Origin of the sequence: Lichenihabitans sp. Uapishka_5 (assembly GCF_033947565.1) — a bacterium.
Lineage (GTDB): Bacteria > Pseudomonadota > Alphaproteobacteria > Rhizobiales > Beijerinckiaceae > Lichenihabitans.
The window spans coordinates 1-19,521 of record NZ_JARPVX010000077.1 but is presented as its reverse complement, the minus strand read 5'-3'; the positions used below and the strand labels follow the sequence as shown (position 1 = coordinate 19,521).

The window sequence follows — 19,521 nt, the reverse complement described above, 5'->3', positions numbered from 1 at the left end:
CCCTGCCGGGCCAGGCTCAACGGCTCGCGGCCGTGTTGCGGCAGCACCGCCGCGGCGGCCCGCGGGCGCTCAACCTCGGCGACGGACGGGACCGGCATCGGGTCGGGATAAGGGTTCGACAAAGCCAGCATGGGGGAACTCAGTCTGCGGCCCGAAAGGCCGGAAAGGGGGCAAAGCCAGGTGGGCGGCCGGTGGGAAGGTCAGGCCGCCTCGGCGATGTCGACGGCTTCGGCCTCGTCGACCGGCTCGTCTTGGGCTCCGAGGCTGACCGCGCGCAGCGCCTCCACGGCGTCGCGGATGCCGGCCGTCATGCGCTCCATGCGGCGCGACCGGGTGCGGGCCGGCCTGCCCAGCGGTGCACTGACGCCGCAGCACCAGCGCGGTTCGGGTGCGGGATCCCGGTCCGATCCCGCCAGCAAGCGCGACATCAGGGTATCGATCGAGCAGCGCAGGGCGCCGCCGCGGCCGACGGGTTTCCAGGATGCGCTCCGTAGCGTCGCGGACCGGTCCCCCGGGGGCGCCCAACTGGCCAGGTGGCGGCGCAGACGGCGCGTCAGGGGCGCGGGGCAATGCAAGGCCACCTCGGTCAGCAGCGTGCCGTCGGGCTCGGGCTGGCTGGCCCAGACCGCGTACCAGCCGACCAGGTGGCCGTTCACCCGCTGGGTGGAAAGCCAGTCGGACACCCGGTCTCGCATCGCCGCTGCGGTCTCGGTCGCGTCCTGCTGCGACCCTGGCCGGGTCCGCAGGGTGAGAACCAGGTTGAGCGGATGGCCCTGCCGCCGGGCGAACCCGATGGCGCGGCGCATGTCGTCCCGCTGGGCCGTGTTGGGCTGCGTGGGGCGATTCACCGCCACCGCTTGCCGCGGCACAGCCTCGACGGCGGCAGGCTCGCGATCGATCACGACGGGGTTCAGGGCCGGTGGCTCCGCGAGACCGTAGTTATAAGGGCGCGCTTCGCCGATCCGCTGGGCCAGCAGGGCGGTGAATTCGCTCGGCGGCACCGGGAAGCCGAAGATATAGCCCTGCACCTGGTCGCACCCTTCGGCGCGCAGGAAGTCGAGCTGTTCCGCGGTTTCGACGCCCTCGGCGATGGTCACCATGCTGAGGCTCTGGCCGAGCGTGATCACCGAGCGCACGATGGCGCTCGACTTGTCGGTCTCGGCCACCTGGGTGATGAAAGACCTGTCGATCTTGATCTTGTCGAACGGGAAGCTGTTCAGGTAGCCGAGCGACGAATAGCCGGTGCCGAAATCGTCCATGGCGATGCGGACCCCGATGGCCTTCAATTGGGTCAGGGTCTCGAGCGCCGCCTGAGTGTCGTAAAGCAGCACGCCTTCGGTGATCTCGAGCTCCAGCCGGCCGGGCTCGAGACCGGTGTCGATCAAGGTTTGGCGCACCGCATCCACGAATTCCCGGTGCTTGAACTGCACGGCCGACACGTTGACGGCCATCATCAGCCCGGGCCACAGGGTCGCCTGGGCGCAGGCGGTGCGCAGCACCCAGTCGCCGATCGCCACGATCATGCCGGTTTCCTCGGCCAGCGGAATGAAGTCGTTTGGCGGGATCATGCCGCGCGTCGGGTGCGGCCAGCGCAGCAGCGCCTCGACCCCCATCAGTTCGTCGCCGGTAAGGGAGATCAACGGCTGGTAGTGCAACTCGAGCTCGTTCTTGACCAGCGCGCGGCGCAGGTCCTGCTCGAGCAGCTTCTTGGCCTGAAGCTCGGTGTCCATCGCGGATTCGAAGAACCGGAAGGTGCTGCGGCCGGCCTGCTTGGCGCGGTAGAGCGCCAGGTCGGCGTGGCGCAACAGCAGGTCCTGGCTGAGCCCATCGTCGGGCGACACCGCGACGCCGATGCTGATGCCGACGAAAAGTTCGCTGCCTTCCACCAGGAAGGGGGCCTTCATGTCTTCCAGCAGCCCGCGGCACAGGGATTCGACCTGGGCCGGGCCGTCGATCGACACCTGCACGATGGCGAATTCGTCGCCGCCGAGGCGTGCCACCGTGTCGAGCCCACGGATGCGGCTCTGCAGCCGGCGGGACAATTGTTGCAGCAGCACATCGCCGGCCGCATGGCCCAGCGTGTCGTTGACGTCCTTGAAATGATCGAGATCGAGGCACAGCACCGCCACCCGGGCCGCGTCGCGGGCCGCATTGGTGAGCGACACGGCGAGCCGATCCTTGAACAGCACCCGGTTCGGCAGGCCGGTCAGGGGGTCGTGCAGCGCCAGGTGGTTGGCGCGTTCCTGCGCCTCGACCTCGACCGTGACGTCCGAGGCGGTGCCACGGAAGCCTGCGAAGCCGCCGTCCGGCCCCAGGATGGCGCGTCCGGCGATGCGGCAGATGCGGCGCTGACCTTGTTGATCGACGTAGCAGCAGCGCAGGTCGCGGAAGTTCTCGTGCTGGGCCGTCTGATGGCGCAACTGTTGCCATCCATCCGTCGTGGTGTCGCTCGAGAAGAATTCCTGCAGCGACGTGCCAAGCAGGTCGTCGGCGCTGAGCCCGGTCGCGGCCGCGATGCGGTCCGACACATAGGTCAGCTTCAGCGCGTCGTCGGTTTCCCAGATCCAGTCCGACGAAGCTTCCGCAACGTCGCGGAAGCGCGCCTCGCTGGCCTCAAGGGTTGCCGCATAGGCCTTGATGGTGTCGGCCGAGTGCTGCAGCGCCAGCGCCGACCGGCGTGCGTCGCGCAGCACGAAGACCGCGAAGACCAGCATGCCGATCAGCACGCCGCCGAGCGGCGGCAGGATGGACCGCACCACCGCGATACCGGGCCGGTCGGGCAGCCATGCCAGAAAGCCGAGGGGCGTGCCCCCTGCTTCGACGAGCGGGATCGAGGCGGTGCCATCGCGCGGCTTGGTCGCGGTGAGGTGAAGGTCACGCAGCAGGTAGTTGCGCGAGATCTGCCCGAGCAAGGTGATATCCAGCCGGTCGACGAACACCATGATGGACCGCTGATCGGGCGGCGGGGCGTCGGCGGCGTTCGACGGCAGGATCGCGGATGCGCCCGCCACCACGAGGTCGCTACCCATCCGCATCACCCCGACGGCCGCAGGGCCCCCCTTGGCGGCCTCGGGCAGCAGCGCCGCGATGTCGGGCATCGCCGCCATGGCGTCGAACGCCACGGGCTTGCCTTCCTGGATGGCATAAACGGTTTCGCGCGTCGGCGAGAGCACGAAGGCCGTCTCGTAGCCGAGGCTGTTGAAGATGTTGGCCCCGACGTTGCCGTCGGTCGAGGCCCATTGGGTGTTGACCTTGGTGTGCAGGTTGTCGAAGGCGTCCTGCCAGACGGCGTAGTCCTTCAGGTTGCGGGCGACGTTTTCCCGCTTGGTCGCCATCGCGGTCTCGGCGAGGCTGATCGACAAGCGACGCGCCTCGGCATCCTGGCGCCGGGCCGTGATGAGCACGAAGGCGACCACGAGGACGATTGCGGCCACCACCAGAATGGTCAGGGGGAGCACAACCTGGCGGGCGAAGGTGTCGCTCTTCGCAGCGGGTTTTGAAGGTGTTTTGAGCGTCGGCATGGGGTCCACTTCGATCAGTGGAGGCACATGACCACGCGGGTCCTTACTCGAAAGTCGACGCCTCTCGGTTAAAACCGTCGTAAGTCAACGATCTGTAAAGACGACATGTCGGACTTCCTCTTCGACAGTCAGGACAAGATTGTCACGATTCACTATGGTGCCGAAGGGTAACTCGCTGATCTTTCGTCGAGAGACTTGGTGAGCCGGCGCGCTACTCTAGCGCTCGATATTCACTCAACCTCGACCATGGCGCGCGTCCGAGTGCCTTTCGACGACGCTGCCGGCGCGACCGCCGCAAGGGTGGTGGCCGCGCCGGGCTGACTCAGGGCTCGAGCCGCAGGACGATCGTGGCAAGCGGCGGGATCATCAGGCTGACGGATTGCGGGTTGCCGTGCGCCTCGACACCCTCGGTCGCCACCCCGTCGCCGTTGCCCACATTGCTGCCGCCATAATGGCCGGCGTCGCTGTTCAGCACTTCGCGCCAGTGGCCCGCCTTCGGGACACCGATGCGATAGCTCTCGCGCGGCACCGGCGTCATGTTGCTGACGACGAGAAGGTGGCTCGCATCGTCCGTCGTGCGCCGCACAAAGGCGAAGACGGAGTTCTTCGCATCGTCGACCACGGACCACAGGAAGCCCTGCGGGTCGCAATCGGTGGCGTGGAAGGCCGGCTCGTCGGCATAAAGCCGATTGAGGTCACCGACGAGGCTCTGCATGCCCTTGTGGTTCGGGTGGTCGAGCAGGTTCCAGTCGAGCGAGGCGTCGTGGTTCCACTCGGCCCATTGGGCGATCTCGCAGCCCATGAAGAGCAGCTTCTTGCCCGGGAAGGTCCACATCCAGGTATAATAAGCCCGCAGGTTGGCAAACTTCTGCCAGTCGTCGCCCGGCATCTTGCGGATCAGCGAGCCCTTGCCGTGCACCACCTCGTCATGGCTGAGCGGCAGCATGAAGTGTTCGGTATAGGCGTAGACCATGCCGAAGGTCAGGCCGTGGTGTTCATAGGCGCGGTACACCGGGTCGCGCTCCATGTAGTGGAGCGTGTCGTGCATCCACCCCATGTTCCACTTGAACGTGAAGCCGAGTCCGCCGTCCTCGACCTTGGCGGTGACGCCCGGCCAGGCCGTCGATTCTTCGGCGATCGTGATGGCACCGTCGTTGCGCTGGGCCACGACCGAGTTGAGGTGCTTGAACAACTCGACCGACTCGAGGTTCTCGCGGCCGCCGTGAACGTTCGGCACCCACTCGCCCTGCTTGCGGGAATAATCGCGGTAGAGCATCGAGGCCACCGCATCCACCCGCAGCGCGTCGACGTGGTAGCGATCGATCCATTCGAACGCACTCGCCAGGATGAAGCCCTTCACCTCGTTGCGGCCGAGGTTGTAGATCAGGGTGTTCCAATCCTGGTGGAAGCCTTCGCGCGGATCGGCATGCTCGTAGAGGGGCGTGCCGTCGAACTGGGCGAGGCCCCAGACGTCGGTCGGGAAATGGGCCGGCACCCAGTCGAGGATCACCCCGATATTGGCCGCGTGGCAGCGGTCGACGAGATACGCGAAATCCTCCGGCGGACCGAAGCGGCCGGTCGGCGCGAAAAGCCCGAGCGGCTGGTAGCCCCAGGAGCCGCCGAACGGATGCTCCATGATGGGCAGGAACTCGATGTGGGTGAAGCCCATGCCCTGCACGTAGGGGACGAGCCGCTCCGCCATTTCGCGCCAGGTCAGCGAGCGGTTGCCGTCCTCCGCGATGCGCAGCCAGGAAGCGGGATGCACCTCGTAGACCGAGATGGGGGCGTCGAGCCCCTGCCGCTTGGCGCGGCCCGCCATCCAGGTGCCGTCGGTCCATTCATAGGGGTCCGACCGTGCCACGATCGAGGCGGAACCGGGCGACGGCTCGGCCGCACGGGCCACCGGATCGGCCTTCTGGGGCAGCACCGACCCGTCGGGACCGACGATCTCGTATTTGTAGCGGGCACCCGGACCCAGATCGGGCATGAACAATTCCCAGATGCCGGCCTGCTGGCGCAGCCGCATCGGGTTGCGACGACCATCCCAGGAATTAAAGTCGCCCACCACCGACACGCGTCGGGCATTGGGGGCCCAGACCGCGAAGCGCACGCCCGCCACCCCTTCGACGCTCATCGGCTGCGCGCCGAGGCAGCGGCCGAGCTCGTAATGGGTGCCCTTGCCGATCAGGTGCAGGTCGAGGTCGCCGAGCAACAGGCCGAAGCCATAGGGGTCGGCGACCTCCTGTTCGGCTTCGGGCCATTGTATGCGGAACCGGTAGGGGCCGGAGCCGCCGACCGGCCCGGCGAAAAGCCCGGCTCCATGGGCCAGCGCCAGGGTGCCGAGCAGCGCCCCATCCTCGCGCGCCAGCACCTCGACGGCTTTGGCACCGGGGAAGAAGCCGCGCACCACGCGGGTGTCGCCCACCTGATGGGGGCCCAGCACCGCGAAGGGGTCGCCATGGCGCCCTTCCGCAATGGCCTGGGCGGCCTCATGGCTGGTGCCCATCAACGGATCGGTAGCGGCCATCACGCGCGTCCTTCCCGGCCCGTGAGCCGTTCCACGATGTTGAGGAGGCCGCGCAAGGGGATCATCACCCAGTGCGGCCGGTTGGCGAGCTCGTAGCTGACCTCATAGGCGGCCTTCTCGATCAACATCAGATCGAGCAGCGAGCCCTGGCTGCGGTCGTCCGAGGCCGCAGGGTCGATGCCGGCAGCCTCGCGGTAGCTTTCGAGGAACATGTCGGTCGCCTGACGCCGGAAGTCGCGCAGCAGGTCATTGCGGCGTTCGCGCACCGGTTGCGCGCTCGCATCCTCGTCCGGGCGGCGCACGGATGCGACCGCATAATCGATCGAGCGGATCATGCCGGCCACGTCGCGCAGCGGGCTGCCCTTGGCGCGCCGTTCGGCAAGCGGCCGCACCGGCTCGCCCTCGAAGTCGATCAGATAGGCGTCGTCCTGGCTGACCAGCACCTGACCGAGGTGGAAATCGCCATGCACGCGGGTCAGGGTGGAGCCGAGACCGAGGCCCGCGAGATGGTCGACGAGGTCGAGCATCGCCTGCCGCTTGCCGAGCAGCGCCTCGACCTCCGGCTTGTCGTCGGCCGCGAGCGTCGCCAGCTGGGCGGCAAGCCCGTCGAGCGCCGCTTCGACTTCCCGACGGATGCTGGCCGTCCAGGCCGCGACGGTCGCGGCATCGGCCTCGACCGGCGCGAAATCCGGGTTGTCGGTCGGCTGCGCCAGGGCGTGGTGCAGTTCGCCCAGGCGCCGGCCCACGGTGGCGATGAAGAAACGGATCGACTGGAAGTCGGCGGCTTCGGCATCGGCGGTCAGCACCGTGTCCTCGACGGCGCGCTTCAAGCCGTCCAGCACCCAGGTCCAGGCATCGCCCTGGTTGGCGATCACGCCTTGGGCGATGGCCAGCGTGTGAGGCGTGCCGTCGGGGCCGACCCGCACGATCTCGCCCAGCAGCGGGGCCGTATTGGCGTAACCCACATCGGTGAGATAGCGCGTCATCTCGGCTTCCGGGTGGATGCCCGGCACCACGCGGCGGATCAGCTTCACCATCGCGATGGCGCCGACGATGGCCGAGGAATTCGACTGTTCCCCGGTCAGCCAGCGGATCTTGGCCTCGTCGATGGCCGACAGCTCGATGGCGTCGAGCCGCTCGGTCTTGCGCGACACGATGGCGCCGCCGCCCGGAATGTCGAGCTTCGCGCCTTGCTTGCAGCCGCGCAGGATGCCGCGCGGCGCAGCCTCGAGCGCGAAGCCGTCCGTCAGGTAGCCGACCTGGCGGCCGCGCCGCACGCGGGCGAGCGCCACCTGGGTGGCATAGGAGGACATTTCCGGCCCTTCCCAGACGATGCCGGCCGGCATGTTGTAGCGGTCGGTGCGGTTGGGCGTCTCCACCTCGATCTCGATGAGGAAGAGTTCGGGGTTGTTCGGCAACGCCACCGCATAGGTGAGCCGCGCCGCCGTGATGGTTTCGTTCTTGGCCGCGTACCAGCGCCGCAGCGGCAGGTATTCGGGCAGCAGCTGGCCGAGGATCGTGGCCGTGTGCTTTTCGCCCAGCAGCTCGCGCACGCTGTCGCGCACCACCAGCGTCTGGAATTCCGGCAGCTGCTCGCCGCCGGCCCTGTGCCAGGACGGCGCCTTCGAATCGGCCATCAGGCCGAGCCAATAAAACCCGTAGGGCGGCAGCGTCAGCAGGTAGCTGAGCTTGCCGATCGGCGGGAAGGCAGTCGGGCCGGACAATTCGACCGGCACGCGGCCCTCATAGGCCGCGAGGTCGAGTTCCACCGCCTGCGGGGTGCGGGACAGGTTGGCGACGCACAGGATGGTGTCGCCGTCATATTCCCGCAGATAGGCCAGCACGCGTCGGTTGCCGGGATACAGGAATTTCTGCGTGCCGCGTCCGAAGGCCTGGTGGTTGCGGCGCAGCAGCAGCATGCGGCGCATCCAGTTCAGCAGCGAATGCGGGTCGCGCTCCTGCGCCTCGACGTTGACGGCCTGGAAGCCGTAGAGCGGGTCCATGATGGGTGGCAGCACCATCGAGGCCGGGTCGCCGCGCGAAAAACCGCCGTTGCGGTCGACCGACCATTGCATCGGCGTCCGCACGCCGTCGCGGTCGCCGAGATGGATGTTGTCGCCCATGCCGATCTCGTCGCCGTAATAGATCACGGGCGTGCCGGGCATCGACAGCAGCAGGCCGTTCATCAGCTCGATGCGGCGGCGGTCGCGTTGCAGCAGCGGCGCGAGGCGACGCCGGATGCCGAGGTTGATGCGGGCCCGGCGGTCGGCCGCATAGGTGTTCCACAGGTAGTCGCGTTCCTCATCCGTCACCATCTCGAGCGTCAGCTCGTCGTGGTTGCGCAGGAAGATCGCCCATTGGTTGGTTTCGGGGATCTCCGGCGTCTGCCGCATGATGTCGGTGATCGGGAAACGGTCTTCCTTGGCGATCGCCATATACATGCGCGGCATCAGCGGGAAATGGAACGCCATGTGGCATTCGTCGCCGTCGCCGAAATATTGCTGGGTGTCCTCGGGCCACTGGTTGGCCTCGGCCAGCAGCATCTTGTTCTTGTAGGCGCTGTCGAGATCGGCCCGGATGGCCTTCAGCACGTCATGGGTTTCGGGCAGGTTTTCGTTGTTGGTGCCTTCGCGCTCGATCAGGTAGGGGATCGCGTCGAGCCTGAGCCCGTCGACACCCATATCGAGCCAATAGCGCATGACGCTGAGGACTTCGGCCAGCACCTTCGGGTTGTCGAAGTTGAGGTCCGGCTGGTGGGAATAAAAGCGGTGCCAGAAATACTGGCCCGCCACCGGGTCCCAGGTCCAGTTCGACTTCTCGGTGTCGAGGAAGATAATGCGGGTTTCGGGGAATTTCTGGTCGTCGTCCGACCACACGTAGAGGTCCCGCTCGGGCGAGTCCTTTTCGGCTGCGCGGGCTGCCTTGAACCAGGGATGCTGGTCGGAGGTGTGGTTGATGACGAGCTCGGTGATGACCCGGATGCCGCGCTCATGGGCGGCCTGCACGAAGGCCTTGAACTCGTCGACGCTGCCGTAATCGGGGCTGACGTCGAGGTAGTCGGCGATGTCGTAGCCGTCGTCCTTGCGGGGCGACGGGTAGAAGGGCAGCAGCCAGATGGCGTTGACGCCGAGGTTGGCGATGTAGTCGAGCTTTTCGTGCAATCCGGCGAAGTCGCCGATGCCATCGTTATTGGCGTCGAAGAACGACTTGATGTGCAGCTGATAGATGACGGCATCCTTGTACCACAGCGGATCGTCGGCCAGCTGGGCCACGGGTTCGAGCGTCATCGTCAAGCACCTCTGGTGGCGCCGAGGCGCCAGATGGAGAAAGGCAACCCGCCATTCGGATCGAGGCGGATGCGTTGATGTTTGCCGGTCCAGGCGAAGCGAGCGCCGTTCATCAGGTCGTCGACCCCGATCGTGGCGCCGTCGTGCAGCCCGAACTCGTAGAGCGGCAGCTCGATATCGGCTTCCTGGGCCTGGGTGGGATCGAGATTGATGGCGATCAGCAGGACGTTGTCGCGCCCCGGGGTCTGCTTGGTGAACAGCAGGATGTTGTCGTTATAGGCCGGGCGGAAGGCGACGCCGAGATGGGAATGCAAGGCCGGGTTGTCGCGGCGGATGCGGTTCAGCTGGCCGATCTCGGCGATGATGTTGCCCGGCCGGTCCCAGTCCCAGGCCGTCAGCTGGTACTTCTCGGAATCTGCATATTCCTTGCGCTTGGCGTCGGGCCGGCCTTCGCAAAGCTCGAAGCCGCTGTACATGCCCCACAGGCCCGACAGCGTGGTGGCGAGCGCGGCGCGGATCAGGAAGCTTTGCCGCGGCGCGTCCTGCAGGAAATCCGGGTTGATGTCGGGCGTATTGACGAAGAAGTGCGGCCTGAAGAAGTCCTTCGGCGCTGTCGTGGTGAGCTCAACCAGATAATCGGTCAGCTCCTGCTTGGTGTTGCGCCAGGTGAAGTAGGTATAGGACTGCGAATAACCCACCTTGGCCAGGCGGTAGGTCACCTTCGGCCGTGTGAAGGCTTCGGCCAGGAACACCACATCCGGGTGTTGGCTGCGGATGTCGGCGATGCACCATTCCCAGAACGGGAAGGGCTTGGTGTGGGGGTTGTCGATGCGGAAAAGCTTGACGCCCTTCTCGGCCCAGAACAAAAGCGTGTCGCGCAGCGTCACCCACAGGGACGGCTTGGCGCCTTCCTTGAAGAAATCGACGTTGACGATGTCCTCGTAACGCTTCGGCGGATTTTCGGCGTAGCGGATCGAGCCGTCCGGGCGCCAATCGAACCATTCCGGATGTTGCTTCAGCCAAGGGTGGTCGGGCGAAGCCTGGATGGCGAAGTCGAGCGCCAGCTCGAGGCCATGGTCGGCCGCAGCCAGCCGCAGTCGCTCGAAATCCTCGAAGGTGCCGAGTTCGGGATGGATGGCGTCGTGGCCGCCCTCGGCGGCGCCGATCGCATAGGGGCTGCCGGGATCGTCGGGGCCGGGGGTCAGCGTGTTGTTGCGGCCCTTGCGGTTGATGCGGCCGATCGGGTGGATGGGCGGGAAATACAGCACATCGAAGCCCATGCCCTTCACATAGGGCAGGCGTGCGATCACGTCGTCGAAGGTGCCGTGCCGGGTGACGTCGTTGCTCATCGAGCGCGGAAACAGTTCATACCAGCTGGCGAAGCCGGCCGCCTTGCGCTCGGCATCGATCGGGAAGGGCTCCGTCACCAGCCGGAACGGCCGCGGGTCGGCGGCCGCCATGATGGCGGCGGTTTCGGGCGCCATCAGGACGCCGAGCCGGGCGCCGTCGTCGGCACCCTGCAGGCGGTCGAGGATGGGCCGAAGCGCGTCGCTGCCGGGGCCGCCCACCGCGGCGATCCGCTCGACCAGCAACCGCCCTTCCTCAAGCTCCAGCCCGACGTTGATGCCGGCTTCGTGCTTCTTGGTCAGTTCATATAGGAACACCCCGAACTCGTCGCGCCAGGCCTCAACGGTGAATTCATGCCGGCCCATGCGGTCGAGCGGCATGTCGGCCGTCCAACGATCGTTGCCGAGGTGGCGCATCCGGCGCTCCTGCCACGCGTCCTCGTCGGCGGCGCGCCATTTCAGCGCCACCGCCATCACGTCATGGCCTTCGGCGAAAGCATCGGCTTCCACACGCACCACCTCGCCGACGATGCGCTTGGCCGGGAATGCGCCGTCGTCGACCGTGGGCGTCACATTGTCGATGATGAAGCGCGGCGCCGTCACGGCCTTGGTCTCGCTCAGGCCGAGCGAGGCGGGGTCGAGGATCACCGGGCGGCCGGCGCTGCCTTCCAGCACCCGCACCTCGGCCGGGCGCAGCCGCAGGCTGTTCTCCGGGCTGAGCGCCGGGCCGGACCCAAGCACGTCGTGGAACGGCAGGTATTGGCCGATCTCGGAGGAAAAGGCGGCGGCCGCCAGCACGTCCGGGTGGTCGAGCGACGGATTGACCAGCACCAGCCGGGCGGCACTCCCGCCGGCGGTGCGCAGCACGGCCGTCAGCGGCGCGCCACCGCCGGCGAGGAGCCGCATGTCGGCCGTGCCGAAGCGGCCACCCTCGCGGGCCACGAAGCTGTTGGCGGCCCGGATGGCCGGACCGAGATCGAAATGCGGGCGGGCCTGCAGGGCCGCAAAGGTTTCGCGGGCGGCGCCGACTGCCGGCACCGGCTCCCGGGCGCCATATTCGAAGCCCATCGGGATCATCAACCCATCCCCGAGCGTCGCCGCCACCCAGAGCGCGCGCTCCGACCGGCGTTCGGTGATGCGGTTGCTGTCGAGCGACTGGGCCAGGCGCACGTCGAAGGGCGCTTCCGGAAACGCGATGGATCCGCCGAGGGCCCGCAACCGGTCATGGTCGTCGACCAGCCAGCCGGCCCGGCAATCCCACCAGCGCAGCGACGAAAAGGCGCCGTCGAAGCCGATGCGGGCGAGGCCGTCGAGCGTGTCGGCCGCCACCCCGGGCGTCCAGGCCAGGAAGCGGGCCGTGGGGGCCGCAGCCTTCAGGGCCGCCCAGACGGGTGTCGGCACGGCGGACACGTTGAGGGCCCGGAAACCCGCCACACCGGCGGCCATCAGGGTGGCCACATAGGCGGCGAACCGTTCGGTGGCGCGCTCGGCCTCCTCCCGGTAGGGCACCGTGGCGCTTTGGCGCGAAGCGGGCGGCACGCGCGGGTCGAGCGCGTCGGCACCACGGCCGACCGTCAGGCCGATCTCCTGCAGCAGCGGGCTATCGGCCGCCACCCGGTCGACCACGAGGTCGACCATCAGGCTCAGCCCGCGGTCCCGCGCCTGACGGGCGATGCCGGCCACGGCGCCGTCGAGGTCATGGCCAAGGGCCGGGTGGGCCTGCGACAGGCCGAAGGGCAGCAGCAGATTGCCGCTCGGCCCCGGCCCGCTCGGCGGCGAGATCATCACGGTGTCGAACCCGAGGCCCGCGGCCGCGTCGAGGATGGTCGGCCATTGTTGCGGTCCCGCCACGAGCGACAAGGGCACGTAATAGATCCGGGGTGCTGGCGCGACAGGCTGCGGCGCCATTCCGGTTTCGACGGGCTTGCCCTGATCGAAGCTGCGCGCCGGCATCGCCTGCACCATGAAGAACCCCTTAGCGCTGTGGTCCGGGGCCCACACGGCCCGTCGCTTGATGCCCGGAACCGAATCAGCCGTCCATCCCGGGTTACCACGGGAGCTAGGGCACGGGGCACGGCTGTCCACTCCGCCAGGGGGGTGCGGCCGCGCACAAAATTGCCTTGACGGATGCCGCGTTCCCGCTGGTCGCGCGGCTTGCGGCGGGCGAATCGTTTGGCTATGGGCGGCAGGTGGGCACCGCCCAAAGCCAAACAGGAAGCGGACGCCCGCCATGACAGCTCGGATCCTGCAGCCCGGCGACACGGTCGGCATCCTGGGCGGCGGCCAGCTCGCCCGCATGCTGGCGCTGGCGGCCGCCGAACTTGGGCTGAAGGTGCATGTGTATGCCCCGCCCGGCGACAATCCGGCTTTCGAGGTGGCGGCCGCCTCGACGCTCGGCGCCTATGAGGATGCGGAGGCCCTGGCGCGCTTCGCGCGTGCCGTGTCGGTCGTCACCTACGAGTTCGAGAACGTGCCGGCCGACACCGTTGCGGCCATCGCGCCGCATTGCCCGGTACGTCCCAACGGCCATGCGCTGGCGATCACCCAGGATCGCCTGCTCGAGAAGCGCTTTCTGCGCGACCTCGGCCTGCCGACGGCGCCTTTCGCGGCCGTCGACGGCTCCGACGATCTCGGGCGCGCCGTCGAGACGCTTGGCCGTCCGGCGATCCTGAAAACGCGTCGCTTCGGCTACGACGGCAAGGGGCAGATCGTGCTGCGCGACGGCACCGACCTCGTGGCGAGCGGTCGCGACATCGGCGGGCCCGCCATCCTGGAAGGCTTCGTGCCCTTCGGCCGCGAAGTGTCGGTGGTGGCGGCGCGGAGCCTCGACGGCGCCTTCCAAGCCTTCGACCTGTGCGAGAACCGCCATCGCGACGGCATCCTCGACACCACGAGCGTGCCGGCCACCGTGGCGCCCGACACGGCGGCGGAAGCCATCGCGATGACGCGGCGCATCGCGGAAGCACTCGATTATGTGGGGGTGCTGGCGGTCGAGATGTTCGTGGTGCCGGGCCCGGACGGCGCCGAAACCCTGATGGTGAACGAGATCGCGCCGCGGGTGCACAATTCCGGCCATTGGACGAGCGACGGCGCCGTCACGTCGCAATTCGCCCAGCAGATCCGCGCCGTTTGCGGCTGGCCGCTCGGCGACACGGCGCGCTTCGGCACCGTCCTGATGCAGAACCTCATCGGCGACGACGCGGCCGGCTGGGCCCGGCATCTCGCCACGCCCGGCGCCTGCCTCCACCTTTACGGCAAGGCCGAAGCGCGACCGGGTCGCAAGATGGGCCACGTCACGACCGTCACGCCGTTCCGGGCCGACTGAGATCCGGCGGGAAAACTTCTCGGGAACCCAAACCGCCGCTCCGCGAGTTGGTCATCGCATAAGCGAAGCCGAAGCTTGGAGTGGCTCGACCCCCGGGCCCGAGGCCAACAAAGGAGGACGGCGATGATCCGCCAAACCACCATTCTGGCGACCCTGCTGGTCGGCCTGTCGTCGGCGTCCGTTTGGGCGCAGTCGAGCGCGGTTGCGCCCACCACGACGGGGCCGGAGGTCGAGGCCTGTCAGGCATCCGGCCTGATCGCCCTCAAGGAACGCTCCCCGGCCATCCACGACGTGGTGTTCGAGCCCGACACGCTGTCGATCACCAAGGCCGACACCAGTGTCGGCGACATCAAGGTCAAGACCGTGGTGCTCGGCCTCGCCGACATCCAGACCGGCAAGAAGGATAAGCCGCACCAGTTCGTTTGCCTGATCGGCGAAAAGGGCAAGGTGCTGCTGACCTTCTTCACCGAGAAGTAGAGCTTTCAACCCCTAACAAGGAGAACAATCATGGATTCGGATCGCATCAAGGGCGCCGCACAGGACCTCGGCGGCAAGGTTCAGGAAGCCGCCGGCAAGGTCTTCGGCGACACCTCCACCCAGACCGAAGGTCTTGTCCGTCAGGTGGCCGGCAAGAGCCAGAACATTTACGGCCAGGCCAAGGACGCCGTCAGCGACGTGGCCGACCAGGCGACCGACTATGCCAACCAGGCCTATCGCGCCGCCGGCCCGCAGGCCGAGCGTGGCACGCAGCTGGTCCGCGACCGGGTCGGCGACAACCCGCTGACCGCCGTGATCCTGGCCGGCGCCATCGGCTATCTCCTGGCGCTGGCGATCCACGGCCGCAACTGAGCCTAACGCGCCTGAGGCGGTTCGACCACAAAGGGCAGCCTCCGGGCTGCCCTTTCACAGTCAAAGGCAGCTTCAGGGCTGGTCTTGGGTGTCCGTGACGGCCCGCAGCTCGCGGGCCAGGGCCGTGAGGCTGGTGACACCCTTGCTCATCACCTGATTGGCGCTCTGCAGCCGCTTGCGGTCATGGCGCGTCAGGTCGCGCGCCGTCAGCACGATCACCGGCACATCGGCGCGGCCCGGCATGGCCCGAAAGGCTTGCAGGAATCCGAAGCCATCCAGCACCGGCATCTCCAGATCGAGCAGCACCACGCGGGGCGCCACCTCGGCCGCGAGGGCCAGCGCCTCCTGGCCGTTGGCGGCCTCGATCACGCTCCAATTGTCACGCTCCAGCACCGCTCGCAGGTGGTGGCGGCTGTCGGCATCGTCGTCCACCACCAGGATGGCGCCGTCCTGGTGGCGGAAGCGGTCCATCACCTGACGGAAGCGATCCCATTTGACCGGCTTCATCACGTAGTCGGAGGCGCCGAGCGAGGTGGCGAGGCCGCGCTCGTCCAGGAAGGTGACCATGATGACCGGCACGTCCGCCACGGCCGGGTCGTTCTTCAACGCGCTCAGCACCGACCAGCCGTCGATGCCCGGCATGGTGACGTCGAGCAGGATGGCGCGCGGTGCAATCTCGCGCGCCAGCCGCAGCCCCGTGGCACCATCGGCCGCGACCGCGGCCCCAAACCCTTCCCGATGCAGGAACCGGGTCATCAGGTCCCGTTGGGCGGGGTCGTCGTCGATCACCAAAACGGTGCCGTGCGGCCCCGTCGATAAATCGCCGCCGGTGCCGTCGGGCAGGTCGGCCGCGCCATCGCCCGTCTCGGCCGGCTGCTCGTCCGGCACCTCGGCCGGCAGATAGATCGTAAAGGTACTGCCCTGGCCCGGCGCGCTGTCGACCGACAGGTCGCCGCCCAGCATCGACGCGAAGGCCTTGCTGATCGACAGGCCGAGGCCCGTGCCGCCGAAGCGGCGCGTCGTCGAACTGTCGGCCTGCTGGAAGCGCTGGAACAATTTTGCCAGCTGTTCCTCCGTCATGCCAATGCCGGTGTCGGCCACCCGGAACACCAGCCAGTCGCCGGTGCCGCCGCCGGCGAGCCGCAGCGCCGACAAGGTGACGGTGCCACCCTCGGTGAACTTGGAAGCGTTGCTGAGCAGGTTCAGCAGGATCTGCTTCAGCTTGGTAATGTCGGTCCGCATGTCGCCGAGGTCCGGCGCCATATGCAGATCGAGCGTGTTGCCCTTCTTGGTCACGAGGCTGCGCACCGTGGTGGCGACGTCGCGCGCCATCGCCTCGACCGGCACCGTTTCGGCGTAAACCTCCATCTTGCCGCTCTCGATCTTCGACAGGTCGAGCACGTCGTTGATGAGGCCGAGCAGGTGGCGCGCGTTGCTCTCGATCTTGGAGATGTCGCCTTCGAGGGCCTTGGTGTCCTCGCCCTCGGTGATCTCCTCGTTCAGCATCTCGGCATAACCGATGATGGCGGCGAGCGGTGTGCGGAGCTCGTGGCTCATGTTGGCGATAAAGGTGGATTTGGCGCGGTTGGCCTGTTCGGCCGCGTCGCGGGCGAGCGACAGGCGCTCCTCGGCCTCGCGCATGTCGGTGACGTCCGTGTTGGTGCCGAACCAACCGAGGAGCCGCCCGTGCGGATGCTCGGCATCGGCCCGGTCGTGGATCGGCAGCGCACGCGACAGGAACCAGCGATAGGTGCCGTCGCGCCCCCGCAGCGGAAAAGTGTCTTCCCAGCCCTCGCCGGCCGCAAAAGCTCTGTTGATGTGCTCGACGACCCGGTCGACGTGGTCGGGGTGGTGCACATGGCGCCAGCCCCACCCCTGCATGGCCTCGAAGTTTGTCCCGGTATAATCGTACCAGCGCCGGTTGTACCATTGGATGGCCCCGGCCGAGTCCGTCATCCAGGCCAGCTGGGGAATCGAGTCGGCCAGCGTGCGGAAGCGTGCTTCGCTTTCCCGCAGCGCTTCGCCGGCGCGCCGGCGCTCGGCGTCACGCTCGCGCGCCTGAGCCTCGTCGTCCGGACCCCGGGACGCTTCGGAGCGGTCGACGAAGATCACGATGCTGCCCGTCGCCGCACCGTCGGGCCCGAGGATCGGATAGGACGAATATTCGGCCACGAAGGCCGATCCGTCGCGCCGCCACAGCATTTCGTCGTCGAGCCGCACCGGCCGGCCGCTGGTGGCGGTATGCAGCAACGGGCAGGCCGCGCGCGGGAAGGGCGTACCGTCCGGCCGGGTGTGGTGGATCGCTTCGTGCATGTTGCGGCCGATGAGGTCGTCCGGGCTGCCATAGCCGAGGATGCGCAGCGCCGCGGCATTGATGAAGGTGCAGAGGCCCTCCTGGTCGATGCCGTAGACGCCGTCCTGCAAGGCTTCGACGAAGCTCAGATGCGGATCGGGCCGGGGGAGGGCGGTCATGGGGAGCTCTCGGGCGCCAAGGCGGGTGATGAAGCCTCTAGCATGTCCCGGCGCGCCGCGCGTCCTCTCCCCCGTGTCGATGATGGGAATCCCATGGAGACAAGATGCCGGATGGGCGGGCCGGCCCGATCGCGCTAGGTCTGCGCCCGATGACGACCTTCTTCACAGCCGACAGCCATTTCGGTGACGCCCATATCCTGCGCTACCGCGGCAGCCATTTCGCCGACCTCGAGGCCCATGACGAGGCCTTGGTGGCGCGCTGGAACGCCGTTGTCGGGCCGGAGGACGACCTGTGGCATCTCGGCGATTTCGCCGCGGGAGCCAGCCGCGAGCGATGCGGCGCGCTGTTCGAGCGGCTGCACGGCCGCAAGCGCCTCGTATGCGGCAACCACGACACCCGCCGGGTGCTCGAGCTGCCCTGGCTCGCCGTGGTGGACCACGCCCGCATCACGATCGAGGAAGACGGGATGTCCTGGCGGCTGTTTCTGGCCCACTACGCCCATCGGGCCTGGCCGGGCTTGTGGCGGGGCACACGCCACCTTTACGGCCACACCCACGGCACGCTGCCGGACACGACCTTGTCGTGCGACGTCGGCGTCGATGCTTGGGACTACCGGCCCATGACGCTTGCCGCGGTGGCGGCCCGGCAGGATGGCGCGACGCTGTTGCCCGAGGAACTAGCTCGTGACCGGGCATCGGCCCGTGACCGGGCGGCCCGCCCCGGTGCCGTGGCCGCAGCGCCGCCGCAAAGCGACGCCACATGCTAGTCCCAACCCATCCCTCGACGGGAAAGGATTGCTCGTGCTGATCGCCTTCGTGGCCGCAACGTTGTTTTGGGCCGGCGTGGCCCTTGTTCTGTCGCACCGGCAGGTCGTCCATGTGCTGGCCCATCGCGGGAACGTGCCGGCCGATTTCGAAGCCACGGTGACGCTCGCCGAACACCAGAAGGCGGCCGACTACACGGTGGCGCGCGAACGCCTCGCCCGCCTCGACACGATCCTCGACACCGCCGTCACCCTGGCCTGGGTGGGGGGCGGCATCGCGGCGCTGTATGGCGCCCTGGCCGGGGCGGTGCCGCCCTCGCTGACGCGCGGCGTCCTGTTTTTCCTGGCCACGATCGTCATCCGCAGCCTCGTCGGCCTGCCGCTCGACCTGTACCGGGTGTTCCGGCTCGAGGCGCGCTTCGGCTTCAACCAGACCACGCGCGGCACCTTCGTGGCCGACCGGCTGAAGGGCGCCGTCATCGGGCTCGCGGTGGCGGTGCCGTTGTTGTACGGCGCCTTGTGGGTGATGGGCCGCTTCCAGGGTTTGTGGTGGCTCTGGGCCTGGATCGTCCTGGTGGCCCTGATGGTCGTGGCCCCGGCCGTCTACGTGCGGTTGGTGGCGCCGCGCTTCAACCGCTTCCTGCCGCTCGAGGATGGCCCCTTGCGCGCCCGCATCGAGGCCCTGCTGGGGGAGGCCGGGTTCCGCTCGTCGGGCCTCTTCACCATGGATGCGTCGCGGCGCAGCACCCACGGCAACGCCTTCTTCATCGGCTTCGGCCGGGCCAAGCGCATCGTTCTGTTCGACACGCTGTTGAGCCGCTCGGGCACCGAGGAGGTGGCGGCCGTGGTGGCGCATGAGCTCGGCCATTTCCGGCACCGCCATGTGGTGTTCGGGCTGGCGCAGGGCGCCGCGACGCTGCTGGTGGGCCTCGCGGCCTTTGGCTGGCTGTGCCAGCAGCCCTGGCTGCTGGCCGGGTTCGGCATCGCCTGGCAGGACCATGCCCTCGATCTCTTCGTCTGCCTGCTGCTCGCCTCCGTGGTGGGGCCGCTGTTGACGCCCATCACCAACTGGATCTCGCGCCGCAACGAGTTCCAGGCCGACGATTACGCCCGGCGGGCCGTCGGGGCGACGCCGATGATCAGCGCCCTGACGGGCCTGGCGCGCGACAACGCCTCGACCCTGACGCCCGACCCGGTTTATGCCCTGGCGCATTATTCGCACCCGCCGGTGCCGGTGCGGGTGCGCCAGCTGCGCCGCGCCGCCGCGACAGCCTGACCGCAAGGAGTTCCGTTCCCATGCCCGCACTCGATGGAAAGGTCGCCTGGATCACGGGCGCCGGTAGCGGCATCGGGGCCGCCGGCGCCAGGGCCCTGGCGCGGGACGGTGCCATCGTGGTGCTGAGCGGCCGCCGGCGCGAGCCGCTCGAGGC

11 protein-coding genes are annotated in these 19,521 nt (G+C 68.1%); 6 read left to right on the top strand and 5 right to left on the bottom strand.

The annotated features are described in order from the left end of the window. Positions 1 to 200 precede the first annotated feature (200 nt). From P7D22_RS18680 to P7D22_RS18665, 4 genes are all read right to left on the bottom strand, one after another. Complete coding sequence (locus P7D22_RS18680; RefSeq protein ID WP_319935765.1) at positions 201 to 3,521, bottom strand: bifunctional diguanylate cyclase/phosphodiesterase; 3,321 nt, start codon at positions 3,519 to 3,521, stop codon at positions 201 to 203. A 322-nt stretch (positions 3,522 to 3,843) separates the two neighbouring features. Then, the gene (glgB, locus tag P7D22_RS18675) at positions 3,844 to 6,048 is read right to left on the bottom strand and encodes a 1,4-alpha-glucan branching protein GlgB (RefSeq protein ID WP_319935764.1); all 2,205 of its coding nucleotides are present in this window, start codon (positions 6,046 to 6,048) and stop codon (positions 3,844 to 3,846) included. Continuing rightward, positions 6,048 to 9,335: a maltose alpha-D-glucosyltransferase gene (gene treS, locus P7D22_RS18670; protein ID WP_319935763.1), complete on the bottom strand. Its 3,288-nt coding sequence runs from the start codon at positions 9,333 to 9,335 to the stop codon at positions 6,048 to 6,050. The genes glgB and treS overlap by 1 nt, the downstream gene beginning before the upstream one ends. Before the next feature lie 2 nt (positions 9,336 to 9,337). Continuing rightward, entirely contained in the window at positions 9,338 to 12,682 is a 3,345-nt protein-coding gene (locus P7D22_RS18665) for an alpha-1,4-glucan--maltose-1-phosphate maltosyltransferase (RefSeq protein ID WP_319935762.1), read from the bottom strand. Positions 12,683 to 12,911: 229 nt separating this feature from the next. On the opposite strand from P7D22_RS18665, the gene P7D22_RS18660 reads away from it, so the two are divergent. The 3 genes from P7D22_RS18660 to P7D22_RS18650 all read left to right on the top strand — a co-directional run bounded on the left by P7D22_RS18660 (position 12,912) and on the right by P7D22_RS18650 (position 14,855). Beyond that, positions 12,912 to 14,006 (top strand): 5-(carboxyamino)imidazole ribonucleotide synthase, encoded by a 1,095-nt coding sequence (locus P7D22_RS18660; RefSeq protein WP_319935761.1) that lies wholly within the window; start codon positions 12,912 to 12,914, stop codon positions 14,004 to 14,006. Positions 14,007 to 14,129: 123 nt separating this feature from the next. Continuing rightward, on the top strand, positions 14,130 to 14,483 hold the full coding sequence (locus P7D22_RS18655; protein ID WP_319935760.1) for a hypothetical protein: 354 nt from the start codon (positions 14,130 to 14,132) through the stop codon (positions 14,481 to 14,483). A 30-nt stretch (positions 14,484 to 14,513) separates the two neighbouring features. Continuing rightward, a complete protein-coding gene (locus P7D22_RS18650) occupies positions 14,514 to 14,855 on the top strand; it encodes a CsbD family protein (protein ID WP_319935759.1) in 342 nt (113 codons plus the stop codon). Between the two features lie 72 nt (positions 14,856 to 14,927). On the opposite strand, the gene P7D22_RS18645 is transcribed toward P7D22_RS18650, so the two are convergent. After that, positions 14,928 to 17,327 (bottom strand): response regulator, encoded by a 2,400-nt coding sequence (locus tag P7D22_RS18645; RefSeq protein WP_319935758.1) that lies wholly within the window; start codon positions 17,325 to 17,327, stop codon positions 14,928 to 14,930. A gap of 149 nt (positions 17,328 to 17,476) precedes the next feature. Here P7D22_RS18645 and P7D22_RS18640 point away from each other — a divergent pair, with 149 nt between their 5' ends. From P7D22_RS18640 to P7D22_RS18630, 3 genes are all read left to right on the top strand, one after another. Beyond that, positions 17,477 to 18,094 (top strand): metallophosphoesterase, encoded by a 618-nt coding sequence (locus P7D22_RS18640; protein WP_319935767.1) that lies wholly within the window; start codon positions 17,477 to 17,479, stop codon positions 18,092 to 18,094. A gap of 34 nt (positions 18,095 to 18,128) precedes the next feature. After that, a complete protein-coding gene (locus P7D22_RS18635) occupies positions 18,129 to 19,367 on the top strand; it encodes a M48 family metallopeptidase (RefSeq protein ID WP_319935757.1) in 1,239 nt (412 codons plus the stop codon). A gap of 20 nt (positions 19,368 to 19,387) precedes the next feature. Then, on the top strand, positions 19,388 to 19,521 hold a 134-nt coding region (locus tag P7D22_RS18630; RefSeq protein ID WP_319935766.1), incomplete at its 3' end, for an SDR family NAD(P)-dependent oxidoreductase.

What these genes read in the sequence shown, in the direction of transcription:
- P7D22_RS18650 (WP_319935759.1), top strand. Translation starts at nt 14,514, where the DNA reads ATGGATTCGGATCGCATCAAGGGCGCCGCACAGGACCTCGGCGGCAAG.
- treS (WP_319935763.1), bottom strand. Translation starts at nt 9,335, where the DNA reads ATGACGCTCGAACCCGTGGCCCAGCTGGCCGACGATCCGCTGTGGTAC.
- P7D22_RS18655 (WP_319935760.1), top strand. Translation starts at nt 14,130, where the DNA reads ATGATCCGCCAAACCACCATTCTGGCGACCCTGCTGGTCGGCCTGTCG.
- P7D22_RS18645 (WP_319935758.1), bottom strand. Translation starts at nt 17,327, where the DNA reads ATGACCGCCCTCCCCCGGCCCGATCCGCATCTGAGCTTCGTCGAAGCC.
- P7D22_RS18640 (WP_319935767.1), top strand. Translation starts at nt 17,477, where the DNA reads ATGACGACCTTCTTCACAGCCGACAGCCATTTCGGTGACGCCCATATC.
- P7D22_RS18680 (WP_319935765.1), bottom strand. Translation starts at nt 3,521, where the DNA reads ATGCCGACGCTCAAAACACCTTCAAAACCCGCTGCGAAGAGCGACACC.
- glgB (WP_319935764.1), bottom strand. Translation starts at nt 6,048, where the DNA reads ATGGCCGCTACCGATCCGTTGATGGGCACCAGCCATGAGGCCGCCCAG.
- P7D22_RS18660 (WP_319935761.1), top strand. Translation starts at nt 12,912, where the DNA reads ATGACAGCTCGGATCCTGCAGCCCGGCGACACGGTCGGCATCCTGGGC.